This is a genomic window from Pseudomonas sp. WT-JTC (assembly GCF_056711565.1).
This window is the reverse complement of record NZ_CM160042.1, coordinates 4,346,394-4,371,336: the sequence shown is the minus strand read 5'-3', so window position 1 is coordinate 4,371,336 and position 24,943 is coordinate 4,346,394. Positions and strand designations below refer to the sequence as shown.

Here is a 24,943-nt window from a genome sequence, read left to right as displayed (position 1 = left end):
CAAGAACCCTTGATTACTTGGGGGCGGGCGGCGCTCCGCTTTTCCAAGTAACCCGCTGTAAGAGCGGAACCAATAGTCGCCGTTACCGCAGCAATGGATATGTACACCATCAACAATAAGGTCAGAAAAGCGGTGACATCCGTCTATGACCACAAAACCCGAAACCACCGGTCAACTATTTACCAAGCCTGCTAACTATTACGTTGACATTCGCTGCCTAGGCAGTAACATCTCGACATACATTCACTGCCTAGGCAGCTAACTGGTGGTCAGATGAAACATTTCTCTCCAGACGATTTCCACAATTGCCATCTCGGCCTGTTGCTCGGACGTGCCGCGCTGCTCAAGGACCGGATCCTCGACACCCGCATGGAACCCCACGGCATCACCGCCGCGCAGTTCAAGGTGTTGATCATCATGGCCCAGTACGGCGTCGACTCGCCGGGCGAGTTGTGCCGCCACCTGTCCCTCGACAGCGGTTCGATGACGCGCATGCTCGATCGTCTGGAACAGAAAGGTTTCCTTGCCCGCCAACGCTCCGACGCGGATCGCCGTCAGGTGCAGCTTGTACTCACGGAAGAGGGCCAGAAGCTCGCCGGGCTGTTGCCGCACATCGGCGCCGAAGCCATGAATGAACTGGCCGGTGCCATCACTCCGGAAGAGTTGAAAACCCTGGAGCTGATCCTGAAGAAAATTTTGCTGGCAGCCGGTGACCCGATCACCTTGCTGCGTGTAGGTGACAAATGAGCAGTAAACCCTTACGTACCGGCCTTGGCCTGGTGTTGTTGGCCATGAGCCTGGCCGGTTGCGCCAGTTACAGCGGCCTGAAGACCGAAGGTGTCAAACTCGACGCGAAAAGCCTCAAGGCCGGGCAATCCCTTGGTGGCGTGACCCTGTCGCCGGCCGCCTGGCCGAAAAGCGACTGGTGGAAAAGCCTCGGCGACCCGCAACTCGACGGCCTGATCCGCGAGGCCCTGCGCGACAGCCCGGACATGCAAATTGCCGACGCCCGTGCCCATCAGGCCAACGCTGCCGCTTCTGCAGCTGACGCCGAGCGGATGCCGACCCTGGATGCCAGCGCCGGTGTCAGCCGCTCGCGCCTGGCCCGGGACCAGGACCCGCGTGGGCAGGGTGACGCTTACGCCACCATTCGCAACATCAGCACCAGTTTCAATTACAACTTCGACCTGTGGGGCGGTCAGCGCGATGCCTGGGAAGCCGCCCTCGGCCAGGCCCGTGCTGCCGAAGTCGACCAGCAGGCTGCGCAACTGACGCTGGCCGCCGATGTCGCCAGGGCCTATAGCGATCTCGGTCAGGCGCACATCGTCTACGACCTGTCCAGCGAAGACCTCAAGCGCACCCGGCAAATGCTCGAGCTGAGCCAACGGCGCCTGACTGCCGGGATCGACAGCCAGTACCAGTTCCAGCAGACCGAAAGCCTGGAAGCCACCTCCCAGGCCAACCTGATCGACGCGCAAAAACGCCTGAACAGCGCGAAAATCGCTCTCGCGGTGCTGCTCGGCAAAGGCCCTGATCGCGGCAATGAGATTGCCCGACCCAACATTCTTCAGCCGAGCGCGGTAGCGCTACCTTCGGTACTGCCAGCCGAACTGCTCGGGCGTCGCCCGGACCTGGTGGCCGCGCGCTGGCGGGTCGAGGCGGCGAGCAAGAGCATCGACGCCGGCAAGACCCGGTTCTATCCCAACTTGAACCTCAGCGCCGCCGCCGGTGCCGAATCCTTGCTGGGCGATGCGATGTTTGGTTCGGCCAGCCGCTTCTTCAACATTGCACCGACGATCTCGGTACCGATCTTCGACGGTGGCCGCTTGCGCGCCGACCTCGATTCGCGTGACGCCGATTACGACCTCGCCGTGGCGCAGTACAACAAAAGCCTGGTAAAGGCGCTGGGGGATGTCAGTGACAGCATCAACCAGTTGCGCGATATCGGCCGGCAAATCGCTGCCCAGCAGCACGCCACCGACATCGCCCAGGATTCCTACAACACCGTGGTCCAGCGTTACGGTTCCGGCATCGGCAACTACCTGGACGTGCTCAGCATCGAGCAGCAATTGCTCCAGGCCCAGCGTCAGCTGGCCAACCTGAATGCCGAGCAGATTGACCTGTCGATCCAACTGATGCAGGCGCTGGGCGGCGGTTTCCAGCCTGAGGCCATAGCCTCGGCCGATGCCACTCCAGCCACGCTGACCCACTAATTCAAGGTACTTGTCATGGCCACTGCCGATACAACTCAACCTCCGGAAAACACCCAAGGCAACCCCAACTCGGGCAAGCGCAAGTTCATGCTGTTGGTGCTGGCTGTTGCCGTCGTGCTCAGCGGCGCGGGCGTCTGGGCCTACCACGAGTTTTACGGGCGCTGGAGCGAAAGCACCGACGACGCCTATGTGAACGGCAACGTGGTGGAAATCACGCCGCTGGTCACCGGCACCGTGGTCAGCATCGGCGCCGATGACGGCGACCTGGTGCATGAAGGCCAGGTGCTGGTGAACTTCGACCCGAACGACGCCGAAATCGGCCTGGAAAATGCCCAGGCCAATCTGGCTCGTACCGTGCGTCAGGTGCGTGGCCTGTACAGCGATGTGGATGGCATGAAAGCCCAGGTCAATGCCCAGAAAGCCGAAGTGCAAAAGGCCCAGGACAACTTCAGCCGGCGCAAGAATCTCGCTGCCGGCGGGGCGATTTCCCAGGAAGAACTGTCCCACGCCCGCGACGACCTGACCTCGGCGCAAAACGCCCTGGCCAACGCCGAACAAAAGCTCAAGACCACCAGCGCGCTGGTCGATGACACCGTGGTTTCATCGCACCCGGACGTGATGGCCGCCGCCGCGCAACTGCGCCAGGCTTACCTGAACAACTCACGCAGCGTCCTGATTGCACCGGTCACCGGTTACGTGGCCAAGCGTTCTGTACAGCTGGGCCAGCGCGTGCAACCGGGCACCGCGCTGATGGCGGTGATTCCGCTGGATCAGCTGTGGATCGACGCCAACTTCAAGGAAACCCAGCTGCGTGACATGCGCATCGGCCAGCCGGTCGAGATCGAAACCGACCTCTATGGCAGCGACGTCAAATACAGCGGCACCATCGACAGCCTCGGCGCCGGGACCGGCAGCGCCTTTGCCCTGCTGCCGGCGCAGAACGCCACCGGTAACTGGATCAAGATCGTGCAGCGCGTGCCGGTGCGGATCCACGTCAACGCCGAAGAGCTGGCCAGGCACCCGTTGCGGGTTGGTTTGTCGACCATGGTCGACGTGAACCTGCGCGACCAGAGCGGGCCGGTGTTGGCGCAACAGCCACCGCAGAAAGCTTCGTTCAGCACCAACGTCTACGACCGTCAGTTGGCCGAGGCCGACGCGATGATCACCCAGTTGATCCACGACAACAGCGCCGCGGTCAGCAAGACCGCGCAACGCTGATATGCCATTACATCGACCCTGTGGGAGCGGGCTTGCTCGCGAAGGCGGAGCGTCAGGCGACATCCATGTTGAATGTGCCGACCTCTTCGCGGGCAAGCCCGCTCCCACAGGGTTAGCTGCGCCCGTCTGGTTTCAAAGGATCCGCGATGAGCAATAACGCGTCTTTCACACCGCCCAGCCTGTTGCTCAGCACCATCGGCCTGTCGCTGGCGACCTTCATGCAAGTGCTCGACACCACCATCGCCAATGTGGCGTTGCCAACGATCTCCGGTAATCTGGGCGTGAGTTCGGAGCAGGGCACCTGGGTGATCACCTCGTTTGCGGTGAGCAACGCCATCGCCTTGCCGCTGACCGGTTGGCTCAGTCGTCGTTTTGGCGAGGTGAAGCTGTTTGTCTGGGCAACATTGCTGTTTGTGCTGGCCTCGTTTTTGTGCGGGATTTCCACGTCCATGCCCGAGCTGGTGGGCTTCCGGGTGCTGCAAGGGGTTGTAGCCGGGCCGCTGTACCCAATGACCCAGACCCTGCTGATCGCGGTTTACCCCCCAGCGAAACGGGGCATGGCCCTGGCGTTGCTGGCGATGGTCACGGTGGTCGCGCCGATTGCCGGGCCGATCCTCGGCGGCTGGATCACTGACAGTTACAGCTGGCCATGGATTTTCTTCATCAACGTGCCGATCGGACTGTTCGCGGCCTGGGTGGTGACGCAACAGATGAAAAAGCGCCCGGTGGTCACCAGCCGCCAACCGATGGATTACGTCGGGTTGATCGCGCTGATCATCGGCGTCGGGGCCCTGCAGATCGTGCTCGACAAGGGCAACGATGCCGACTGGTTCGAGTCCAGCTTCATCGTGATCGGTTCGGTGATTTCAGTGGTGGCCCTGGCGTTCTTCGTGATCTGGGAAATGACCGACGAGCATCCGGTGGTCAACCTGCGCCTGTTCGCCCATCGCAACTTCCGTTACGGCACCATCGTGCTGATTCTGGGGTATGCCGGGTTCTTCGGGATCAACCTGATCCTGCCGCAGTGGTTGCAGACGCGACTGGGCTACACCGCGACCTGGGCCGGATTCGCCGTGGCGCCGCTGGGGATCCTGCCGGTACTGTTGTCGCCGTTTGTCGGCAAGTACGCGCCGCGTTTCGACATGCGCGTGCTGGCAGGCGGGGCGTTCCTGGCCATCGGCCTGAGCTGCTTCATGCGCGCCGGGTTCACCAATGAAGTGGACTTTCAGCACATCGCGCTGGTGCAGTTGTTCATGGGGATCGGCGTGGCGCTGTTCTTCATGCCGACGCTGACCATCCTGCTGTCGGACCTGCCACCGAGCCAGATTGCCGACGGTTCCGGGCTGGCGACGTTTTTGCGGACCCTGGGCGGCAGTTTCGCGGCGTCGTTGACCACTTGGATCTGGATTCGCCGGGCCGATCAACACCATGCCTATCTGACCGAAAGCATCACCCCGTTCGATCCGGCGACCCGCGAAGCGCTGACCCAACTGGGCGGGGCAGGGGCCAAGGCTTACACGCAGCTGGAGCAGACGGTGATCAGCCAGGCGTACATCATGTCCACGGTGGATTACTTCACCTTGCTGGGCTGGATGTTCCTGGGGCTGATCCTGATTGTGTGGCTGGCCAAGCCGCCGTTTACCGCCAAGGCCGGGCCAGCGACTTCTGCGGGCCACTAAACACCACACAACCACTGTAGGAGCGAGCCTGCTCGCGATGGACTTCAGGGCAGCGCGATTAGTCAGGAAATACGCGTTACCGTTAACGTCCATCGCGAGCAGGCTCGCTCCTACAAGGTTTTGTGTTTGGCAGTCAGTTTGTAGGTGCGGCCAATTGCGGCGGCGGGGCGAAATCAAACGGCGCCAGGGCAAACCCTTGTTCGTCGACCTGCAACGCCCACCCCTGACGATCCCAATCCCCCAGCACAATGCGTCGGGCCGCCTGTTCGCCAAGCTGCAACTTGTGAATCGCGGGACGGTGGGTATGCCCGTGGATCAAGGTTTTCACCCCGAACTGCTGCATGATCCGCGGAATCTCTTCGGGCGTGACATCGACGATGTCATTGGCCTTCATCCGTGTTTGCGCACGGCTTTCACTGCGCAGCTTGCGCGCCAGTTTGTGCCGGGTGCGCAGCGGTAGATGCCGCAGGATGAACAGGGTGATCGGGTTGCGCAGGTAGCGCCGCAGCTTCATATAGCTTTCGTCGCGGGTGCAGAGGCTGTCGCCGTGCATCAGCAGCACCGGCTCGCCGTTGAGTTGCACGACACTCGGATCCTTCAACAATGTGCAGCCGGCTTCTTTGCAGAACGCCTTGCCGAGCATGAAGTCGCGATTGCCGTGCATCAGGAAAATGGCCGTGCCGCTGTCGCTGAGGTCGCGCAGGGCCTGGCAGATGGAACGCTGGAAGGGGGTCATGGCGTCGTCGCCAATCCACACCTCGAAGAAGTCGCCCAGAATGTACAACGCACTCGCCGAGCGGGCGCGTCCGGCGAGCAAATCCAGAAACGCCCGGGTGATGTCCGGGCGCTCCTCTTCCAGATGCAAGTCTGAAATCAGCAGTATCACTCAATGATCTCGGCTTTCTCGATGATCACGTCGTCTGCCGGTACGTCCTGGTGGCCGGCCTTGGAAGTGGTGGCCACGCCTTTGATCTTGTCGACAACGTCGGTGCCGGCGGTCACTTTACCGAATACCGCGTAGCCCCAGCCTTGAACGTTCTTGCCGCTGTGGTTCAGGAAGCTGTTGTCCGCCACGTTGATGAAGAACTGGGCGGAAGCCGAATGCGGCTCCATGGTGCGGGCCATGGCGATGGTGTATTTGTCGTTGGAAAGACCGTTGTCAGCTTCGTTCTGGATGCTTGGACGCTTGTCTTTCTTTTCTTTCATGCCTGGCTCGAAACCGCCGCCCTGGATCATGAAGTTACCGATGACACGGTGGAAAACAGTGTTTTCGTAGTGACCGGCTTTAACGTACTCGACGAAGTTGGCCACGGTGATCGGGGCTTTTTCGGCGTTCAGTTCGAGGACGATGTCGCCGAAGTTGGTAGTCAGTTTGACTTGGGTCATGATCGTTACTCACTTGAGGAATTCGTGGTTTTGGGACATTCGATCCCGCAACCGGTTCAGCCTGTCTCGGCCAAGGTGCGCAGTTTAGCGTGACAGGCACGAATTTCGAGGCTGTTTTTTCATTTACGGCCTATTAAATGCGACGGTTTACAGAGCGCGCTCTGTCAGGGCCTTGACAGCATCGGCTATGATAGCGGCTTTGTTTTGTCCGGCCTTCATTACGGCCATGCACCTGTACGTTCAAGGATCCTATGAGCAAGCCCACTGTCGACCCTACCTCGAATGCCAAGACCGGCCCTGCCGTGCCGGTCAACTTCCTGCGGCCGATCATCCAGGCAGACCTGGACTCGGGCAAGCACACGCAAATCGTCACCCGTTTCCCGCCTGAACCCAACGGCTACCTGCACATCGGTCACGCCAAGTCGATCTGTGTGAACTTCGGTCTCGCCCAGGAGTTCGGCGGCGTCACGCACCTGCGTTTCGACGACACCAACCCGGCCAAGGAAGACCAGGAATACATCGACGCGATCGAAAGCGACGTCAAATGGCTGGGCTTCGAGTGGTCCGGTGAAGTGCGCTACGCCTCGCAGTATTTCGACCAGCTGCACGACTGGGCCGTCGAACTGATCAAGTCCGGCAAGGCCTACGTCGATGACCTGACCCCTGAACAGGCCAGGGAATACCGTGGCACCCTGACTGAACCTGGCAAGAACAGCCCGTTCCGCGACCGTTCGGTGGAAGAGAACCTGGACCTGTTCGCCCGCATGAAGGCCGGCGAGTTCAAGGACGGCGCACGCGTGCTGCGGGCCAAGATCGACATGGCCTCGCCGAACATGAACCTGCGCGACCCGATCATGTATCGCATCCGCCACGCTCACCACCACCAGACCGGCGACAAGTGGTGCATCTACCCGAACTACGACTTCACCCACGGTCAGTCGGACGCCATCGAAGGCATCACTCACTCGATCTGCACCCTGGAGTTCGAAAGCCACCGTCCGCTGTACGAGTGGTTCCTCGACAACCTGCCGGTACCGGCCAACCCGCGCCAGTACGAGTTCAGCCGCCTGAACCTGAACTACACCATCACCAGCAAGCGCAAGCTCAAGCAGCTGGTCGATGAAAAGCACGTCAACGGCTGGGACGACCCGCGCATGTCCACGCTGTCGGGTTTCCGCCGCCGTGGCTACACGCCGAAATCGATCCGCAACTTCTGCGAAATGATCGGCACCAACCGTTCCGACGGCGTGGTCGACTTCGGCATGCTCGAATTCAGCATCCGCGACGACCTCGACCACAGCGCCCCGCGTGCCATGTGCGTGCTGCGTCCGCTGAAAGTCGTGATCACCAACTACCCGGAAGGCCAGGTCGAGAACCTCGAGCTGCCGTGCCACCCGAAAGAAGACATGGGCGTGCGCGCGTTGCCATTCGCCCGTGAAATCTACATCGACCGTGAAGACTTCATGGAAGAGCCGCCGAAGGGCTACAAGCGCCTGGAACCGGCCGGTGAAGTGCGTCTGCGTGGCAGCTACGTGATCCGTGCCGACGAAGCGATCAAGGACGCCGATGGCAACATCGTCGAACTGCGCTGCTCGTACGATCCGGACACCCTGGGCAAGAACCCGGAAGGCCGCAAGGTCAAAGGCGTGATCCACTGGGTGCCGGCCGCTGCCAGCGTCGAGTGCGAAGTGCGTCTGTACGATCGTCTGTTCCGTTCTGCGAACCCGGAGAAGGCCGAAGACAGCGCCAGTTTCCTGGACAACATCAACCCTGACTCGCTGCAGGTACTCACCGGTTGTCGTGCCGAGCCTTCGCTGGGCAACGCACAGCCGGAAGACCGTTTCCAGTTCGAGCGCGAAGGTTACTTCGTAGCCGATCTCAAGGACTCGAAACCAGGTCAGCCGGTATTCAACCGTACCGTGACCCTGCGTGATTCGTGGGGCCAGTGATTCAAGGAAGTTAACGTGCTTACGATTTACAACACGCTCACCAAGAGCAAAGAAGTCTTCAAGCCGCTCGATGGCAACAAGGTGCGCATGTACGTGTGCGGCATGACCGTGTACGACTACTGCCACCTGGGCCACGGCCGCAGCATGGTCGCCTTCGACCTGGTGACGCGCTGGCTGCGCTTTAGCGGCTACGATCTGACTTATGTACGCAATATCACCGACATTGACGACAAGATCATCAATCGGGCCAACGAGAACGGCGAGTCGTTCGAAGCCTTGACCGAGCGCATGATCGCGGCGATGCACGAAGATGAAGCGCGCCTGAACATCAAGAAGCCGGACATGGAGCCGCGTGCCACGGACCACATCCCGGGCATGCACGCGATGATCCAGACCCTGATCGACAAGGGTTACGCCTACGCCCCGGGCAATGGCGACGTGTACTACCGCGTCGGCAAGTTCATGGGCTACGGCAAGCTGTCGCGCAAGAAGATCGAAGACCTGCGCATCGGCGCCCGCATCGAAGTCGACGAGTCGAAACAGGACCCGCTGGACTTCGTGCTGTGGAAAGCCGCCAAGCCGGGCGAGCCGAGCTGGGAATCGCCGTGGGGCGCCGGACGTCCGGGCTGGCACATCGAGTGCTCGGTGATGTCGACCTGCTGCCTGGGCGAGACTTTCGACATTCATGGCGGCGGCAGCGACCTTGAGTTCCCGCACCACGAAAACGAAATCGCCCAGAGCGAAGCGGCCACCGGCAAGACCTACGCCAACGCGTGGATGCATTGCGGCATGATCCGTATCAATGGCGAGAAGATGTCCAAGTCCTTGAACAACTTCTTCACCATCCGCGACGTGCTCGACAAGTACCACCCGGAAGTCGTGCGTTACCTGCTGGTGTCGAGCCACTATCGCAGCGCCATCAACTACTCGGAAGACAACCTCAAGGACGCCAAGGGCGCCCTGGAGCGTTTCTACCACGCGTTGAAAGGCCTGCCGAACGTGGCTCCGGCTGGCGGCGAAGCCTTCGTCGAGCGCTTCACCCAGGTGATGAACGACGACTTCGGTACGCCGGAAGCCTGCGCGGTGCTGTTCGAGATGGTCCGCGAGATCAACCGCCTGCGCGAGAGCGATCTGAACGCAGCGGCCGGTCTGGCAGCCCGTTTGAAAGAACTGGCCAGCGTGCTGGGTGTGTTGCAGCTGGAAGCCGATGACTTCCTGCAGGCCGGTGCCGAAGGGCGGGTGGATGCCGCGCAAGTCGAGGCGCTGATTGCCGCGCGCCTGGCGGCACGTGCCGGCAAGGACTGGGCCGAATCCGACCGCATCCGCGACCAGCTCACCGCCATGGGTGTGGTGCTGGAAGACGGCAAGGGCGGCACGACCTGGCGTCTGGCTGACTGACAGCTGTAGTGCTTGAAAACAAAACCCGCCTTGTGCGGGTTTTTGTTTTTGGGAATGGCGGAAAATGCTGTTCCAGCAGTGCTCGCGAATGGCCTCAAACCGAACATCGCCAGTGCCGATCACTCGTCATTCCACCTGGCGCAGTCGCTTGTAAAGGGTATTACGGCTTACTCCGAGCCTGCGCGCCAAATGGGAAATATTCCCCCCAACCGCCTGTAACTGCCGGTTCAACTCCTCGGCATCATCAAGATCAACCGCCAGCGGCTCCTGCGTCTCCACGGGCTCCATCTCCAGATCGACAAAAAAGTCATCCGGCAAATGCTCCGGCCGCACCGGTTGTTCCTCGGCCATGGCCAGCGCCACCTGAATCACGCTGCTGACCTGACGCAGGTTGCCCGGCCACGGATGTCGGTCGAACAACTCCAGCACCTCACGGCTCAAACCGGCCCACTGACTCGGCTCTCGATGCTGCTCCCAAAGACGTTTGAACAGCGCCTGCTTGTCGCTGCGCAAGCGCAGCGGTGGCAACTCCAGGGTCAATCCGCCGATACGGTAGTACAAATCCTCGCGGAAACGTCCCAGTTGCACCTGTTCGCGCAGTGAACGGTTGGTGGCGGAGATAATCCGCAGGTCCACCGGGAACAACTCGCTGCTGCCCACCGGCTGCACACAACGCTCCTGCAACACGCGCAGCAGACGGGCCTGGGTCGGCAGCGGCATGTCGCCGATTTCGTCGAGGAACAGTGTGCCTTTGTCGGCCTTGCGGATCAGCCCGATACTGCCTTTCTGGTTGGCCCCAGTGAACGCGCCTTTCTCGTAGCCGAACAACTCGGATTCCACCAGTTCGGCGGGAATCGCTGCGCAGTTGACCGCGATGAACGCTTGTTTGCTGCGCGAGCTGGCCTGGTGCAGGGCTTTGACGAACACTTCCTTGCCGACCCCGGTTTCGCCGTGGATCAACAACGGGATGTCTTTTTCCAGCAGGCGTTCGGCCTGGCGCACGGCTTTTTCCACGCGGCTGTCGCCGAAGTGCAGGGTGTTGAGGCTGATCACCGCCGGTGTCGGGATTGCCACGGCAGGTTCGGCGCTCTTGTTTTCAGAAAATAGCCGCGGCTGGATCGGAACCTGCTTCGGCCGTTTCAGCAGGCACTGGAAGCGATTGCGTCCCGAGGCTTGCACGGAGAAGGGCAGGCCTTCGGGTTGATTCAACAATTCCAGCAACGAGACCTTGAACAGGCTCTCGACACTGACCCGCGACAGGCTGATGCCCAGCAGATTGTCGGCCCGGCGGTTGGCCGACAGCACCTGACCGGTTTCATCGAAAATCAGCAGGCCGGCCCATTGGCTGTCGAGGTTGTTCAGGCCGGTATTGAAGGTCAGTTGGAAATGTTGGCCATGGAACAGGTTGAGGATCAGCCGGTTTTCCACGGTCTGGCTCATCATCTTGACCATGCCCAAGGTGTGGGATGGCGGCAGATAGCTGTCACTGGACACGTCCAGCACCGCGATCACCTTACGCTCGGCATCGAAAATCGGCGCGGCGGAACCGGTCATGAAGCGGTTGGCCTTGAGGAAATGTTCGTCGTGCTCAATGTGCACGGCTTGTTCACAGGCCAGGGCGGTGCCAATGGCATTGGTCCCGGTGCAGCGTTCCATCCAGCTGGCGCCGGCGCTGAAACCCCGGGCCAGTTTGGGTTCGATGAAGCGCTGTGTTCCCCATGACGTGAGCACTTGGCCCTGATGGTCGGCGAGCATGATCAGGCAATTGGAATTGCTCAGGATGTTCTCGTAATACGGCAGCACTTCCTGATGGGTGGTTTGCACCAGTGAATGCTGGCTCTCCAGCAGTTGCGCGATGCCCTCGGCCGGCAACTGGTCGAAGGCCGGCGTGCTCTGATGGTCGAGGCCGAATGCGCGACAGCGGGACCAGGAGTCCTGGATGATGGCGTCGTGGGATAACGCGGGGGCAGGTACGGCCATTCAAGTCAGCCTCTGGTTAACGCTTTTATTGTTGTTATGGATATATCAACGACATACAACTCTGTAGGAGCGAGCATGCTCGCGATGGACGCTAACGATGACGCGGGCTGCCTGAAGGAACGAGGCGACCTCACCTCCATCGCGAGCTCGCTCCTACAAGGGCCGGAAAACGGTCTGTAGAGTGTTGTTCACTAATGTTCATTGTCAACCGTTGAAGTGTTCAGTTGTTCAGTCGCGGTTGTTCATTTGTGTTCAGCAACGAACGTGACTCCGTAGTCATTTTCAAGAATTTCAAACTGAATCAATCGTTTGCATTTTCTGGCACAAATGTCGCTATACAGCTCCGGTCGCTTGATTCCAAAAATAAAAAAAGGCCGAGCCATGTCATTAACCCTGGAGCATGTCAGCCGCACCGTCGAGGGCCAGACCTGGATCGACGATGCCAACCTGAGTTTCGAACCCGGTTCCTTCAACGTTTTGCTCGGGCGCACGCTGTCCGGCAAAACCAGCCTGATGCGCTTGATGGCCGGGCTGGACAAGCCCGACAGCGGTCGCATCCTGATGAATGGCGTCGACGTCACCCAACGCCCGGTGCGCTTGCGCAACGTGTCGATGGTTTATCAGCAGTTTATCAATTACCCGACCATGACCGTCTTCGAGAACATCGCCTCGCCGCTGCGCCAGGCCGGCGTATCCAACGAGCTGATCCAGAGCAAGGTGCTGGAAACCGCGAAGATGTTGCGCATCGAGAAATTCCTCCAGCGCCATCCCCTCGAACTCTCCGGCGGCCAGCAGCAACGCACGGCCATGGCCCGGGCGCTGGTCAAGGATGCCGAGCTGATCCTGTTCGACGAGCCGCTGGTCAACCTCGACTACAAGTTGCGCGAAGAGCTGCGTCAGGAAATGCGCGAGTTGTTCAAGGCGCACCATACCATCGCGATCTACGCCACCACCGAACCCAACGAAGCCCTGGCCCTTGGGGGCACCACGACCATTCTTCACGAAGGCCGGGTGATCCAGAGTGGCCAGTCTTCCTCGGTCTATCACCAACCGCAATCGGTGCTGGCGGCGGAGCTGTTCTCTGAGCCGCCGATCAACCTGATGCCGGGACGCATTGTCGGCAACGAAGTGAGTTTCGCCAACTTCGTGCACTTTCCGTTGAACGTCGACTTGCGTCCGGTGGGCGAGGGCGAGTTTCGCTTCGGCGTGCGGCCCAGCCATATCTCGCTGGTGCCGAGCAACGACGATGACCTCGAACTGGCGGTGACCGTCGAGGTGGCCGAGATCAGCGGTTCGGAAACCTTCCTGCACGTGCGCAACGAGCATTTCCTGCTGGTGCTGCACTTGCCCGGTGTCCACGAATACGACGTCGATGCGCCAATCCGCATCTACATCCCGACCCATAAACTGTTTGTGTTCGATACGCAGGGGCGGCTGGTACAGGCGCCGGGCCGGCGTGTCGCGAGGGTTGCCTGATGGCCGAAATCCGTTTGCAGAACCTCGCCCACAGCTACACCAGGACCCCGGTGGGACCTGAGGACTACGCGATCCGCGAGATGGACCACATTTGGGAGCAGGGTGGCGCCTACGCGTTGCTCGGTCCATCGGGCTGTGGCAAGTCGACCTTGCTCAACATCATTTCCGGGCTGCTCAGCCCGTCCCAGGGCCATGTGCTGTTCGACGGCAAAGCGGTCAACAACCTGACCCCGGAGAAGCGCAACATTGCCCAGGTTTTCCAGTTCCCGGTGGTCTACGACACCATGACGGTGTTCGACAACCTGGCCTTCCCCTTGCGTAACCAGGGCATGGCCGAAGCGAAAATTCACACCAAGGTGCAGGAAATTGCCGAAGTCCTCGACCTTCAGAATCTGCTGAGCAAAAAGGCTCGCAACCTCACCGCCGACGAAAAACAGAAAGTCTCCATGGGCCGTGGGCTGGTGCGCGATGACGTGTCGGCGATCCTGTTCGACGAGCCACTGACGGTGATCGACCCGCACCTGAAGTGGAAACTGCGGCGCAAGCTCAAGCAGATCCACGAGCAGTTCAACATCACCATGGTCTACGTCACTCACGATCAACTGGAGGCCTCGACCTTCGCCGACAAGATCGCGGTGATGTACGGCGGGCAGATCGTGCAGTTCGGCACGCCAAGGGAGTTGTTCGAGCGGCCGAGCCATACCTTTGTCGGCTACTTCATTGGCAGCCCGGGGATGAACCTGATCGAGGTGCAGCCGCAGCCGGGTGGCGTCGGGTTCGCCTCGACTCACCTGCCGCTGTCCGCGGCCATGCAACAGCGCATCGCCGAATCCGAATGGAAAACCCTGAAAGTCGGCATTCGTCCGGAGTTCGTCCATGTGTGGGACGAAGCCTTTGATGACGCGCTGCGGGCACAGGTCGTACACGTCGAAGACCTCGGCACCTACAAGATCATGACCCTCAACCTCGACGGCGTGCCGCTGAAGGTGCGCCTGGCCGAAGACAAAGCGGTGCCGCAAGGCACGGCCTTCATCAGTTTTCCGGCGCAATGGCTGATGGTCTACGCCGACGAATTTCTCCTGGAAACCCAAAGCATTAATGAAGCGTCTGCCAACAAAAAAGAGGCACAGCCATGAACAAGGTGCAGAACAACAAGGCCTGGTGGCTGGTGCTGCCGGTGTTCCTGCTGGTGGCGTTCAGTGCGGTGATCCCGATGATGACCGTGGTCAACTATTCGGTGCAGGACATTTTCGACCAGTCCAGCCGCTATTTCGTCGGCGCCGACTGGTACAGGCAGGTACTGCTCGACCCGAGGCTGCATGACTCGCTGCTGCGTCAGTTCATCTATTCCGCCTGTGTGCTGCTGATCGAAATCCCTTTGGGCATCGCCATAGCCCTGACCATGCCGACCAAGGGCCGCTGGTCTTCGGTGGTGTTGATCGTGCTGGCGATCCCGTTGCTGATCCCGTGGAACGTGGTCGGCACCATCTGGCAGATCTTCGGCCGCGCCGATATCGGCCTGCTCGGTTCGAGCCTCAATGCCATGGGCATCAGCTACAACTATGCGGCGAGCACCATGGACGCCTGGGTCACCGTGCTGGTGATGGACGTCTGGCACTGGACCTCGCTGGTGGCGCTGTTGTGCTTCTCCGGGTTGCGGGCGATTCCGGATGTGTATTACCAGGCGGCGCGGATCGACCGTGCCTCCGCGTGGGCGGTGTTCCGGCATATCCAGTTGCCCAAGCTCAAGAGTGTGCTGCTGATCGCCGTGATGCTGCGGTTCATGGACAGTTTCATGATCTACACCGAGCCGTTCGTACTCACCGGCGGCGGTCCGGGCAATGCCACAACCTTCCTCAGCCAGACCCTGACCCAGATGGCCGTAGGGCAATTCGACCTGGGGCCGGCAGCGGCATTCTCGCTGGTGTACTTCCTGATCATCCTGTTGGTGTCCTGGCTGTTCTACACCGCCATGACTCATTCTGACGCCAACCGCTGAGGCCCCGCCATGAGCAAGAGAAAGCTGATACCACTGCTGCTCTACATCCTGTTCCTGCTGGTGCCCATCTACTGGCTGCTGAACATGTCGTTCAAGAGCAACACCGAAATTCTCGGCGGCCTGACGCTGTTTCCGCAGGATTTCACCCTCCACAACTACAAGGTGATCTTCACCGACCCGAGCTGGTACACCGGCTACCTCAACTCGCTGTACTACGTCAGCCTGAACACGATCATTTCCCTGAGCGTGGCACTGCCGGCGGCCTATGCGTTCTCGCGCTATCGCTTCCTCGGCGACAAGCACCTGTTCTTCTGGCTGCTGACCAACCGCATGGCGCCACCGGCGGTGTTCCTGTTGCCGTTCTTCCAGTTGTATTCATCGATCGGGTTGTTCGACACCCACATCGCCGTGGCCCTGGCCCACTGCCTGTTCAACGTGCCGCTGGCGGTGTGGATTCTCGAAGGCTTCATGTCCGGCGTGCCCAAGGAAATCGACGAAACCGCATACATCGATGGCTACAGCTTTCCCAAGTTCTTCGTGAAGATCTTCATCCCGCTGATCGGTTCCGGCATCGGCGTCACGGCGTTCTTCTGCTTCATGTTTTCCTGGGTCGAACTGCTGTTGGCGCGCACCCTGACGTCGGTGAACGCCAAACCGATCGCAGCGGTGATGACCCGCACTGTCTCGGCATCCGGTATCGACTGGGGCGTGCTGGCGGCGGCGGGGGTGTTGACCATCCTGCCGGGCATGCTGGTGATCTGGTTTGTTCGCAACCACGTGGCCAAGGGCTTTGCCCTGGGCCGGGTATGAGGAACTGATGATGGAATGGATGAGTTGGACCGTCCCCACGACGGCGTTCTTCGGCGTCATTGCCTTGATCCTGGTGGGCATGACCACCTGGGAGTTGCGTTCGCCGAGCGTGCTTCGGCGAGGTTTCCTGCCGATTGCCACCACCCGTGGCGATCGGTTGTTTATCGGTCTTCTCGGCAGCGCCTACCTGCATTTGCTGGTAATCGGCGTCACCGACTGGAGCATCTGGGTCGCTTTCGCGTTGTCCCTGGTGTGGCTGTTGGCTGTGATGCGTTGGGGCTAGTCGAGTCGCTCGGCAATGTTGCTCCGAAATCCCATACAGGAGGTCTCTATGTTCGACAAAAACAATAAGCTGCGACATAGCATTTCATTGGCAGCCATGCTGGCACTCAGCGGGTTGAGCGCAGCGGCCTGGGCCGATGCCTATGAAGACGCTGCGAAGAAATGGATTGGCAGCGAGTTCAAGCCATCCACCCTGACGGCCGATCAGCAACTGGCGGAATTGAAGTGGTTCATCAAGGCCGCCGAGCCGTTCCGCGGGATGGACATCAAGGTCGTCTCGGAAACCATCGCCACCCACGAGTACGAGTCCAAGGTGTTGGCCAAGGCCTTCACCGAGATCACCGGGATCAAAGTCACCCACGACCTGCTGCAGGAAGGCGACGTGGTGGAAAAACTGCAGACGGTGATGCAATCGGACAAGAGCATCTATGACGGCTGGGTCAACGACTCGGACCTGATCGGTACGCACTTTCGCTACGGCAAGACCGAAGCGATCACCGACCTGATGGCCAATGAGGGCAAGGACTTCACCTCGCCGACCCTGGACCTCAAGGATTTCATCGGCCTTTCTTTCACCACCGCGCCCGACGGCAAGCTCTATCAACTGCCCGACCAACAGTTCGCCAACCTCTATTGGTTCCGCGCCGACTGGTTCGAGCGCGCGGACCTCAAGGCCAAGTTCAAGGAAAAGTACGGCTATGAGTTGGGCGTGCCGGTGAACTGGTCGGCCTATGAAGACATCGCGAAATTCTTCAGCGAAGACGTCAAGGAAATCGACGGCAAGCGCGTCTACGGGCACATGGACTACGGCAAGAAAGACCCGTCCCTGGGCTGGCGCTTCACCGATGCCTGGTTCTCCATGGCCGGTGGCGGCGACAAGGGCATCCCCAACGGCTTGCCGGTCGACGAGTGGGGCATTCGTGTCGAGGACTGCCACCCGGTGGGTTCCAGCGTGACCCGCGGCGGCGATACCAACGGTCCGGCGGCGGTGTTCGCCACCACCAAGTACGTCGACTGGCTGAAGAAGTACGCGCCACCGGAAGCGGCGGGCATGACCTTCTCCGAATCGGGTCCGGTGCCATCCCAGGGCAGCATCGCCCAGCAGATTTTCTGGTACACCGCCTTTACCGCCGACATGACCAAACCGGGCCTGGCGGTGATGAACGCCGACGGCACGCCGAAATGGCGCATGGCGCCGTCGCCGCGTGGCCCGTACTGGGAAGAGGGCATGAAGCTGGGCTACCAGGACGTGGGCTCCTGGACCTTCATGAAGTCCACGCCCGAGAAGCAGAAACTGGCGGCCTGGCTTTACGCGCAGTTCGTGACCTCGAAAACCGTATCGCTGAAGAAAACCATCGTCGGCCTAACCCCGATCCGCGAGTCGGACATCAACTCGCAAGCCATGACCGACCTGGCACCGAAACTCGGTGGCCTGGTGGAGTTTTATCGCAGCCCGGCCCGTGTGCAATGGACCCCGACCGGGACCAACGTGCCGGATTATCCGCGTCTGGCGCAACTGTGGTGGAGCCACATCGCCGAAGCCGCCAGCGGCGACAAGACCCCGCAACAGGCACTGGACGGACTGGCCAAGGATCAGGACGCAATCATGACCCGTCTGGAACGTTCGAAAGCGCAAGCCACCTGCGCGCCGAAAATGAACCCCGAGCGCGATGCGCAATACTGGTTCGATCAGCCGGGCGCACCGAAGCCGAAACTGGCGAACGAAAAGCCGAAGGGCGAAACCGTGAGCTACAACGAACTGCTGAAGTCGTGGGCGGATGCGCGTAAGTAAGCGTCTGTCATGTGAAACGCGAACGGCACCGAAAGGTGCCGTTTTACTTTGTGCCTGATGGACCGCTTTCGCGAGCAAGCGACTATGCGGGAGCAAGCACCCTCGCCACAGATACCTTTCAGGCTACATAACGGATATGTAATTTGCGCGCCACTGTCATGAAAGGTTCGGATTGTTACCTTGACCTCGTTAGTTAATTAAACGAGGAATCAAACATGAAACTTGCAGAACTGAGTGCGTTTGTAGCGGCGTTGGTGATGTCCTCTGTTGTTTTGGCAGAAGGTGGCGGTGACAAGGCGTTCGAAAAAATGATGGCGGCCAATGACCGCTCGGTGGAGAAGTTTGTCGCGAAGGAGCAGGCGAGTACCCCCGTCGTCTTGAATGAAAAAAAGGACGACAAGACCAAAGACTTGTAAGCGTGTCGCACTGGAACTAGCCCGTCATCGAATACCGATGGTGGGCTTTTTTATTGCGCAATGGTTTGGAGGTCACTTCATTTTCGACTCAGACGAGGTCTCGTGCAGGAGCTGGCTTGCCAGCGAAGAGGCCACTCCAGATAACAAAGTTCTCCAGCCGAGCAAAATCACTCACAGAAACATTCATCATTTGTGGTGTTTTGAACCAATCAGACCAAAACAGCCAAATCCGTGTACCTGGCAACCAATGGGTCGGCGGTCAGCAGTTTCATGGGTTCAGTCATGGCTGTTGCAACAATGAGGCGGTCGAACGGGTCACGATGATGATGTTCGAGGTCTTTCACGGCAATGGCATGCTCGGAAGTTACGGGCAATTCGATGAACCCGCTTTCGAGGCTGTACTGCCGGATTTCCTCCAGATCAACGTTCAGCTTTCCCAATCCGATCTTGATCGCCATCTCCCAGAATGACGCTGCGCTGACATATATGTCGGCAGCGTTCTCGATGAGCTTTCTGGCTTTGCCGGAAAGTCTGGGATCATCACTGAGTGTCCAGAGCAAAATGTGCGTGTCGAGCAGAAGCCTCATTCGTGAGCGCCTTCAAAAATATCGAACATGTCGTCCGACAGTGGCGCGTCGAAATCATCGGGAAGTACAAGTTTGCCTTTCATCGTTCCGATGCGCTGGCCGCAGGTTTTCCCCACCGGCACCAGCCGTGCGAGAGCCCGACCGTGTTTGGCAATCGTGATGATCTGTCCAGCGGCTGCGTCATCAACGAGTTTGGATAGATTGTTTTTTGCTTCGGCCAACGGAACGACGATCATGATTTCCCTCCGTGAATATTCTGGACAAATATAGCCAAAATATTCACGGAGGGCAAAAATGCGTGGTTTCTGAGGGATGGCGGGAGCCAGTTCGGAAAAGATGTCACGGTTCATTGTTCGCTCTCGTATTGGTTTCTCGATCCAGCAGTCATTAAAGATAAAACCGAGTGCTCGATCTTGATGTAGGACGAGGCGGGTAATACGGCGAGAGCTTTCGGGGATTGTCGGAGGAGGGGAGCGTGCTGGTAACAAATCCCACAAACGCAAAAACGGCACCCGAAGGTGCCGTTTCTGTTTACTACCGGGTATCGCTATGCGATCAACCCGCCAGGCCCGACTGTTGAACCAGGTTCAACAGCGGTTGTGGGTACAGGCCGAGGAAGAACGCCAGCACCGCGATGGCCAGCAGCATCACGCCGCCTGCCTTCTGTTCCCAGTGCAGTTGAGCGTCGACGCGGCGCAGGTTTGGCTCGATCAGGTACAGGGTGACCATCACTCGCAGGTAGTAGAACACGCCGATGGCACTGCCCAGTACCAGGGAGCCGACCAGCCACCACTGATGCGACTCGACGCCGGTGGCGATGATGTAGAACTTGCCGATGAAGCCCGCGGTCAGCGGGATACCGGCCAGGGACAGCATCATCACGGTCAGCACGGCAGTCAGGTACGGACGGCGCCAGAACAGGCCGCGGTATTCGTACAGGGCGTCTGCGTCACGGCCTTTGTATGGCGAGGACATCAGGGTGATCACGCCGAACGCGCCGAGGCTGGTGATCACGTAGGTGACCAGGTACACGCCGATGGCTTCCACGGCCAGGCCCTTGCTCGCCACCAGGGCGATCAGCAGGTAACCGAAGTGGGCGATGGACGAGTAACCCAGCAGACGCTTGAGGTTGCTCTGGGTCAGGGCCAGCAGGTTACCGAACAGGATCGACGCGATGGCGATGATGGTCAGCACGTTGCTCAGCACGCCGCTGCTCGCAGCAGGGGAGATCTGGAACAGGCGCACCATCACTGCGAACACAGCCACTTTGGAAGCGGTCGCCAGGAACGCGGCAACCGGCGCCGGGGCACCTTCGTAAACGTCCGGAGTCCAGAGGTGGAAGGGTACCAGCGACAGCTTGAACGCCAGGCCGATCAGCATCATGCCCAGGCCCAGTTGCGCAAGCGAGCTTGGCAGACCGGTAGCCGCCAGCGCCTGGCCGATGCCGACGAAGCTCAGGGAGCCGGCGTCAGCGTAGAGCAGGGCCATACCGAACAACAGGAACGCGGAACCGGCCGCCGACAGCACCATGTACTTGATACCGGCTTCCAGCGAGCGCTTGTTGAAGAAGGCATAAGCCACCAGACCGTAGACCGGCACCGACAGCAGTTCCAGACCGACGAACAACCCGGCCAGGTGCTGTGCGCTGACCAGCACCAGGCCACCGGCGGCGGCCATCAGGATCAGCAGGTACAGTTCTTCACGGTTGCCCGGGTAACCCGTGCCGCCATCGCCGAGGTAGGCGTGGGCAAGGGTCACACAAGCGAGGGTGGCGACCAGGATCAGCGCCATGTACAAGCAAGCGAAACTATCGATTTGCAGCAGTGGGGTCACAGCCAATGGCGCGACCTTCAAGGCTGGCAGGATCGACAGCAACGCCAGGTTCAGACCCGCCACCGACAGCAGGAAGGTCTGGGAGTGGTTGCGGCGCCAGGCAATTGCCAGCATCACCACGATGATCGTGGCGCTGGTAATCAACAGCGGCGCTAGCGCGATAAAGTGTTGAGTCGTGAATTCCATAGCGCTCTTACCGGGCCGAAGCGAGTTGAGTGAAGGCGGTGCCGAGCCACTGCTGCACGCCATGCATCGTAGCGGCAGAGGTATCGAGGAACGGTTGCGGGTAGACGCCGATGTAGATCAGCAGCGCTGCCAGACCGACCACCATGATCATTTCGCGACCGTCCATGCCGTGCAGCACCACGTCCGATTTGGCCGGGCCGAAGTAGGCGCGGTGGATCATGATCAGCGAGTAGACCGAACCGAACACCAGGCCGGACGTCGCGATGATGGTGACCCACGGGGCAATCGGGAAGGTGCCGATCAGGATCAGGAACTCACCGACGAAGTTACCGGTACTCGGCAGGCCCAGCGACGCGGCTGCGAAGAACAGGCTGAGAGCCGGCAGGTAAGCGATTTTCGACCACAGGCCACCCATCTCGCGCATGTCGCGGGTGTGGGTGCGTTCGTACAACTGGCCACTCAGGATAAAGAGTGCCGCGGCCGACAGACCGTGCGCCAGCATTTGCATTACAGCGCCCTGCAGTGCCAGTTGGCTGCCGGAGTAGATGCCGATCAGTACGAAGCCCATGTGGGAAACGGACGAGAAGGCAATCAGACGCTTGATGTCGGTTTGCGCGAACGCCAGGAACGCACCGTAGAAAATCCCGATCAGACCCAGGGTCATGGCGAACGGTGCGAACTCGGCCGAAGCGTTCGGGAACAGCGGCAGGGCGAAACGCAACAGGCCGTAGGCCGCTGTCTTCAGCAAGATACCGGCGAGGTCGACGGAACCTGCGGTCGGTGCCTGGGCGTGAGCGTCAGGCAACCAGGAGTGGAACGGCACCACTGGCAGTTTCACCGCGAAGGCGATGAAGAAGCCGAGCATCAGGATGTACTCGGTGGTCGTCGACATCTTGGTCTTCAACAGATCGGCGTAGTTGAAGGTAATCACGCCGGTGTCGTTGAAGTTGACCAGTACCAGACCCAGGATCGCCACCAGCATGATCAGGCCGGAAGCCTGAGTGAAGATGAAGAACTTGGTCGCCGCGTAGATCCGGGTTTTCTTGCCGTCCGAAGAACTGTGACCCCAGAGCGCGATGAGGAAGTACATCGGCACCAGCATCATTTCCCAGAAGAAGAAGAACATGAACAGGTCGAGGGCGAGGAACACGCCGACGACACCGCCCAGGATCCACATCAGGTTCAGGTGGAAGAAGCCAACGTGACGCTGGATCTCTTTCCACGAGCAGAGTACCGAGAGGACACCCAGCAGGCCGGTCAGCATGATCATCAACAGCGACAGGCCGTCGAGGGCCAGGTGCACGTTGATGCCGAAGCGCTGGATCCAGACGTGCTTGAACTCAAGCGCCCAGGTCGGATCGGCACCCGGTGCCGGAGCAAATGAATAGTCACCGTTGGCCCACAGCCAGAGGCCGAGGGAGAGCAGCAGGGACATGGTGATCAGCGCAATCCAGCGGGGGAGGGTGGCGCCGAAGCGCTCACCCATCCAGCACAGCAGGCCGCCGATGAAGGGGATCAGGATTAGCCAAGGCAGAATCATGACGGGCTCAATTCCTTTCGCAAGTTCGCAAGGTTCATATCAGACCGCTACCAGCACGACGGCGCCGATAACCAGCACGGCACCAGCAGCCATCGAGGCGGCGTACCAACGCAGTTGACCGGTCTCGGTACGGCTCAGGGCGGTGTGACCGCCTTTGGCCATACGCGGGATCAGACCGATGGTCTGGTCCAGCGGGTCTTTGCGCAGGATGTGGTTGATCGCCAGGTATGGCTTGACGAACAGTTTGTCGTAGATCCAGTCGAAGCCCCAGGCAGCGAACCACCAGGCCGACAGGATACGGCCGATGCCGCTGTTGGCGATGGCGGTCACGAAGCGACGCTTGCCGAGGAACAGCAGCGCGGCCAGCAGGATACCGGACAGGGCGATGGCGCCCGAGGCGATTTCCAGGCTGTGCTTGGCTTCGCCGCCGGCATGGCCGACGCTTTCCGGCAGCACGCCGTGCAGTGGTGGAACGATCATCGCGCCGATGGCGGTGGACAATACGATCAGCACCGACAGTGGCAGCCAGTGGGCGATGCCGTGACCGGCATGGGCTTCGGTCTTCGCTTCACCGTGGAACGCGATGAAGATCAGGCGGAAGGTGTACAGCGAGGTCATGAATGCGCCGACCAGGCCCGCATACAGCAGACCGTGGTTGCCGCTGGCGAACGCTTCCCAGAGGATTTCGTCCTTGGAGTAGAAGCCTGCGGTTACCAGAGGCAGGGCCGCCAGGGCCGCGCCGCCGACGATGAAGCTGGCGTAGGCCAGTGGCAGTTTCTTCCACAGACCGCCCATCTTGAAGATGTCCTGCTCGTGGTGGCAGGCAACGATCACCGCACCGGAAGCAAGGAACAGCAGGGCCTTGAAGAAGGCGTGGGTCATCAGGTGGAAGATCGCGCCATCCCAGGCACCAACGCCCAGGGCCAGGAACATGTAGCCGATCTGGCTCATGGTCGAGTAAGCGAGGATACGCTTGATGTCGGTCTGAACCAGTGCAGCAAAACCGGCCAGGACCAGGGTCACACCGCCGACGATTCCCACGAGATGCAGGATTTCCGGCGCCAGGGTGAACAGGCCGTGGGTACGGGCGATCAGGTAGACACCCGCGGTCACCATGGTTGCGGCGTGGATCAGTGCCGAAACCGGAGTAGGGCCGGCCATCGCGTCCGCCAGCCAGGTTTGCAGCGGCAGTTGCGCCGATTTACCGACAGCGCCGCCCAGCAGCATCAGGGTGGCCAGGACCATCCAGATATTGCCGGCCTGGAACTTCTGCGGTGCCAGCACCAGCAGTTCCTGGACATTCAGCGTGCCCAGTTGGGCAAACAGGATGAACAGGCCGATGGCCATGAACACGTCACCGATACGGGTCACGATGAAGGCCTTGAGTGCCGCGTTGCCGTTGTTGCGGTTGCTGTAGTAGAAACCGATCAACAGGTACGAGCACAGGCCCACGCCTTCCCAGCCGAAGTACAGGAACAGCAGGTTATCGCCCAGCACCAGGAACAGCATGCTGGCGATAAACAGGTTGGTGTAGGCGAAGAAACGCGAGTAGCCGTCTTCACCGCGCATGTACCAGGAAGCGAACAGGTGGATCAGGAAGCCGACGCCAACCACCACACCCAGCATGGTCAGGGACAGACCATCCAGGTACAGGGCGAAGTTCGGCTTGAAGCCTTCCACCGCCATCCACTGCCACAACACCTGGGTGTAGTGACCGCCTTCCGGTGGCGCGACGTTGAATTGCCAGATCACGTAAGCCGCGACGATGGCAGACAAGCCGACTGAACCGACGCCGATCAGTGCCGACAGGTTTTCCGAGAGGCGGCCGCGTGAAAACGACAGCAGCAGGAAACCGATGAGAGGGAACAGGAAAGTCAGATAGAGAAGATTCATCCGCGCATCTCACTGGCAGCGTCGATATCGAGCGTGTGGAAGCGGCGATACAGTTGCAGCAGGATCGCCAGGCCAATACTGGCCTCGGCGGCTGCCAGGCTGATCACCAGGATGAACATGATCTGTCCATCCGGCTGCGCCCAGCGGCTACCGGCAACGATGAACGCCAAAGCGGAGGCATTCATCATGACCTCCAGGCTCATCAGCACGAAGAGGATGTTGCGGCGGACCATCAGGCCGACCAGACCGAGGCAGAACAGGATGCCGGCAACCGCCAGACCATGCTCCATGGGGATAGCAGGCATC

At 60.2% G+C, this 24,943-nt stretch carries 22 protein-coding genes; 13 read left to right on the top strand and 9 right to left on the bottom strand.

The genetic code is table 11. The features are described 5' to 3' along the window. The first annotated feature begins 273 nt into the window (after positions 1–273). The 4 genes from AC06G5_RS19935 to AC06G5_RS19920 all read left to right on the top strand — a co-directional run bounded on the left by AC06G5_RS19935 (position 274) and on the right by AC06G5_RS19920 (position 5,110). Entirely contained in the window at positions 274–747 is a 474-nt protein-coding gene (locus AC06G5_RS19935; RefSeq protein ID WP_008020670.1) for a MarR family winged helix-turn-helix transcriptional regulator, read from the top strand. Further along, on the top strand, positions 744–2,213 hold the full coding sequence (locus AC06G5_RS19930) for an efflux transporter outer membrane subunit (RefSeq protein WP_413704431.1): 1,470 nt from the start codon (positions 744–746) through the stop codon (positions 2,211–2,213). The genes AC06G5_RS19935 and AC06G5_RS19930 overlap by 4 nt, the downstream gene beginning before the upstream one ends. 15 nt (positions 2,214–2,228) lie before the next feature. Then, entirely contained in the window at positions 2,229–3,431 is a 1,203-nt protein-coding gene (locus AC06G5_RS19925) for an HlyD family secretion protein (RefSeq protein ID WP_413426055.1), read from the top strand. 146 nt (positions 3,432–3,577) lie between these two features. Beyond that, positions 3,578–5,110: a DHA2 family efflux MFS transporter permease subunit gene (locus AC06G5_RS19920; protein ID WP_413426053.1), complete on the top strand. Its 1,533-nt coding sequence runs from the start codon at positions 3,578–3,580 to the stop codon at positions 5,108–5,110. Positions 5,111–5,243: 133 nt separating this feature from the next. Here AC06G5_RS19920 and lpxH read toward each other — a convergent pair whose 3' ends face one another. Continuing rightward, entirely contained in the window at positions 5,244–5,996 is a 753-nt protein-coding gene (lpxH, locus tag AC06G5_RS19915) for a UDP-2,3-diacylglucosamine diphosphatase (protein ID WP_413426051.1), read from the bottom strand. Next, a complete protein-coding gene (locus tag AC06G5_RS19910) occupies positions 5,993–6,496 on the bottom strand; it encodes a peptidylprolyl isomerase (RefSeq protein WP_008020681.1) in 504 nt (167 codons plus the stop codon). Before AC06G5_RS19910 ends, lpxH begins: the two co-directional genes overlap by 4 nt. A 251-nt stretch (positions 6,497–6,747) precedes the next feature. Between AC06G5_RS19910 and AC06G5_RS19905 the strand changes: the two genes are divergently transcribed. Beyond that, positions 6,748–8,445 (top strand): glutamine--tRNA ligase/YqeY domain fusion protein, encoded by a 1,698-nt coding sequence (locus AC06G5_RS19905; RefSeq protein ID WP_413426049.1) that lies wholly within the window; start codon positions 6,748–6,750, stop codon positions 8,443–8,445. Between the two features lie 15 nt (positions 8,446–8,460). Continuing rightward, complete coding sequence (gene cysS, locus AC06G5_RS19900; RefSeq protein WP_322616746.1) at positions 8,461–9,843, top strand: cysteine--tRNA ligase; 1,383 nt, start codon at positions 8,461–8,463, stop codon at positions 9,841–9,843. A gap of 126 nt (positions 9,844–9,969) precedes the next feature. Here the strand turns inward: cysS and AC06G5_RS19895 are convergent, their stop codons facing one another. Further along, on the bottom strand, positions 9,970–11,823 hold the full coding sequence (locus AC06G5_RS19895; protein WP_480458159.1) for a sigma-54-dependent Fis family transcriptional regulator: 1,854 nt from the start codon (positions 11,821–11,823) through the stop codon (positions 9,970–9,972). A gap of 381 nt (positions 11,824–12,204) precedes the next feature. Between AC06G5_RS19895 and AC06G5_RS19890 the strand changes: the two genes are divergently transcribed. The 7 genes from AC06G5_RS19890 (at position 12,205) to AC06G5_RS19860 (ending at position 18,598) form a co-directional block, all read left to right on the top strand. Beyond that, positions 12,205–13,299 carry an ABC transporter ATP-binding protein gene (locus AC06G5_RS19890; RefSeq protein ID WP_413426044.1) on the top strand — a complete coding sequence of 365 codons (1,095 nt, stop codon included), beginning with the start codon at positions 12,205–12,207 and terminating at the stop codon, positions 13,297–13,299. Further along, positions 13,299–14,435 (top strand): ABC transporter ATP-binding protein, encoded by a 1,137-nt coding sequence (locus AC06G5_RS19885; protein WP_413426042.1) that lies wholly within the window; start codon positions 13,299–13,301, stop codon positions 14,433–14,435. Before AC06G5_RS19890 ends, AC06G5_RS19885 begins: the two co-directional genes overlap by 1 nt. Further along, the gene (locus AC06G5_RS19880) at positions 14,432–15,298 is read left to right on the top strand and encodes a carbohydrate ABC transporter permease (RefSeq protein WP_480458156.1); all 867 of its coding nucleotides are present in this window, start codon (positions 14,432–14,434) and stop codon (positions 15,296–15,298) included. The genes AC06G5_RS19885 and AC06G5_RS19880 overlap by 4 nt, the downstream gene beginning before the upstream one ends. A 9-nt stretch (positions 15,299–15,307) precedes the next feature. After that, on the top strand, positions 15,308–16,108 hold the full coding sequence (locus tag AC06G5_RS19875) for a carbohydrate ABC transporter permease (RefSeq protein WP_480458154.1): 801 nt from the start codon (positions 15,308–15,310) through the stop codon (positions 16,106–16,108). A 10-nt stretch (positions 16,109–16,118) separates the two neighbouring features. Next, on the top strand, positions 16,119–16,391 hold the full coding sequence (locus AC06G5_RS19870) for a DUF2160 domain-containing protein (protein ID WP_057399940.1): 273 nt from the start codon (positions 16,119–16,121) through the stop codon (positions 16,389–16,391). A gap of 48 nt (positions 16,392–16,439) precedes the next feature. Beyond that, positions 16,440–18,182, top strand: a complete 1,743-nt coding sequence (locus tag AC06G5_RS19865) for an ABC transporter substrate-binding protein (protein ID WP_322616743.1) — start codon at positions 16,440–16,442, stop codon at positions 18,180–18,182. A gap of 215 nt (positions 18,183–18,397) precedes the next feature. Beyond that, positions 18,398–18,598: a co-regulatory protein PtrA N-terminal domain-containing protein gene (locus tag AC06G5_RS19860; RefSeq protein WP_480458151.1), complete on the top strand. Its 201-nt coding sequence runs from the start codon at positions 18,398–18,400 to the stop codon at positions 18,596–18,598. Between the two features lie 209 nt (positions 18,599–18,807). Here AC06G5_RS19860 and AC06G5_RS19855 read toward each other — a convergent pair whose 3' ends face one another. From AC06G5_RS19855 to nuoK, 6 genes are all read right to left on the bottom strand, one after another. Continuing rightward, complete coding sequence (locus AC06G5_RS19855; protein ID WP_413704437.1) at positions 18,808–19,185, bottom strand: type II toxin-antitoxin system VapC family toxin; 378 nt, start codon at positions 19,183–19,185, stop codon at positions 18,808–18,810. Next, positions 19,182–19,535: a type II toxin-antitoxin system Phd/YefM family antitoxin gene (locus AC06G5_RS19850; RefSeq protein WP_480458148.1), complete on the bottom strand. Its 354-nt coding sequence runs from the start codon at positions 19,533–19,535 to the stop codon at positions 19,182–19,184. Before AC06G5_RS19850 ends, AC06G5_RS19855 begins: the two co-directional genes overlap by 4 nt. Positions 19,536–19,740: 205 nt before the next feature. Further along, positions 19,741–21,204 carry an NADH-quinone oxidoreductase subunit NuoN gene (gene nuoN / locus AC06G5_RS19845; RefSeq protein ID WP_008020698.1) on the bottom strand — a complete coding sequence of 488 codons (1,464 nt, stop codon included), beginning with the start codon at positions 21,202–21,204 and terminating at the stop codon, positions 19,741–19,743. A gap of 7 nt (positions 21,205–21,211) precedes the next feature. Beyond that, on the bottom strand, positions 21,212–22,744 hold the full coding sequence (nuoM, locus tag AC06G5_RS19840; protein ID WP_111287961.1) for an NADH-quinone oxidoreductase subunit M: 1,533 nt from the start codon (positions 22,742–22,744) through the stop codon (positions 21,212–21,214). Positions 22,745–22,783: 39 nt separating this feature from the next. Next, positions 22,784–24,637, bottom strand: a complete 1,854-nt coding sequence (gene nuoL, locus AC06G5_RS19835) for an NADH-quinone oxidoreductase subunit L (RefSeq protein WP_008020702.1) — start codon at positions 24,635–24,637, stop codon at positions 22,784–22,786. Next, complete coding sequence (nuoK, locus tag AC06G5_RS19830; protein ID WP_007946416.1) at positions 24,634–24,942, bottom strand: NADH-quinone oxidoreductase subunit NuoK; 309 nt, start codon at positions 24,940–24,942, stop codon at positions 24,634–24,636. The genes nuoL and nuoK overlap by 4 nt, the downstream gene beginning before the upstream one ends. Position 24,943: the final 1 nt, after the last annotated feature.

Coding starts and splice junctions, on each gene's coding strand:
- AC06G5_RS19885 (WP_413426042.1), top strand. CDS start 13,299: ATGGCCGAAATCCGTTTGCAGAACCTCGCCCACAGCTACACCAGGACC.
- AC06G5_RS19860 (WP_480458151.1), top strand. CDS start 18,398: ATGAAACTTGCAGAACTGAGTGCGTTTGTAGCGGCGTTGGTGATGTCC.
- nuoM (WP_111287961.1), bottom strand. CDS start 22,744: ATGATTCTGCCTTGGCTAATCCTGATCCCCTTCATCGGCGGCCTGCTG.
- AC06G5_RS19910 (WP_008020681.1), bottom strand. CDS start 6,496: ATGACCCAAGTCAAACTGACTACCAACTTCGGCGACATCGTCCTCGAA.
- AC06G5_RS19935 (WP_008020670.1), top strand. CDS start 274: ATGAAACATTTCTCTCCAGACGATTTCCACAATTGCCATCTCGGCCTG.
- AC06G5_RS19875 (WP_480458154.1), top strand. CDS start 15,308: ATGAGCAAGAGAAAGCTGATACCACTGCTGCTCTACATCCTGTTCCTG.
- AC06G5_RS19930 (WP_413704431.1), top strand. CDS start 744: ATGAGCAGTAAACCCTTACGTACCGGCCTTGGCCTGGTGTTGTTGGCC.
- AC06G5_RS19865 (WP_322616743.1), top strand. CDS start 16,440: ATGTTCGACAAAAACAATAAGCTGCGACATAGCATTTCATTGGCAGCC.
- AC06G5_RS19905 (WP_413426049.1), top strand. CDS start 6,748: ATGAGCAAGCCCACTGTCGACCCTACCTCGAATGCCAAGACCGGCCCT.
- AC06G5_RS19925 (WP_413426055.1), top strand. CDS start 2,229: ATGGCCACTGCCGATACAACTCAACCTCCGGAAAACACCCAAGGCAAC.
- AC06G5_RS19855 (WP_413704437.1), bottom strand. CDS start 19,185: ATGAGGCTTCTGCTCGACACGCACATTTTGCTCTGGACACTCAGTGAT.
- AC06G5_RS19890 (WP_413426044.1), top strand. CDS start 12,205: ATGTCATTAACCCTGGAGCATGTCAGCCGCACCGTCGAGGGCCAGACC.
- AC06G5_RS19870 (WP_057399940.1), top strand. CDS start 16,119: ATGGAATGGATGAGTTGGACCGTCCCCACGACGGCGTTCTTCGGCGTC.
- AC06G5_RS19880 (WP_480458156.1), top strand. CDS start 14,432: ATGAACAAGGTGCAGAACAACAAGGCCTGGTGGCTGGTGCTGCCGGTG.
- AC06G5_RS19920 (WP_413426053.1), top strand. CDS start 3,578: ATGAGCAATAACGCGTCTTTCACACCGCCCAGCCTGTTGCTCAGCACC.
- AC06G5_RS19895 (WP_480458159.1), bottom strand. CDS start 11,823: ATGGCCGTACCTGCCCCCGCGTTATCCCACGACGCCATCATCCAGGAC.
- nuoK (WP_007946416.1), bottom strand. CDS start 24,942: ATGCCTGCTATCCCCATGGAGCATGGTCTGGCGGTTGCCGGCATCCTG.
- AC06G5_RS19850 (WP_480458148.1), bottom strand. CDS start 19,535: ATGAACCGTGACATCTTTTCCGAACTGGCTCCCGCCATCCCTCAGAAA.
- nuoL (WP_008020702.1), bottom strand. CDS start 24,637: ATGAATCTTCTCTATCTGACTTTCCTGTTCCCTCTCATCGGTTTCCTG.
- nuoN (WP_008020698.1), bottom strand. CDS start 21,204: ATGGAATTCACGACTCAACACTTTATCGCGCTAGCGCCGCTGTTGATT.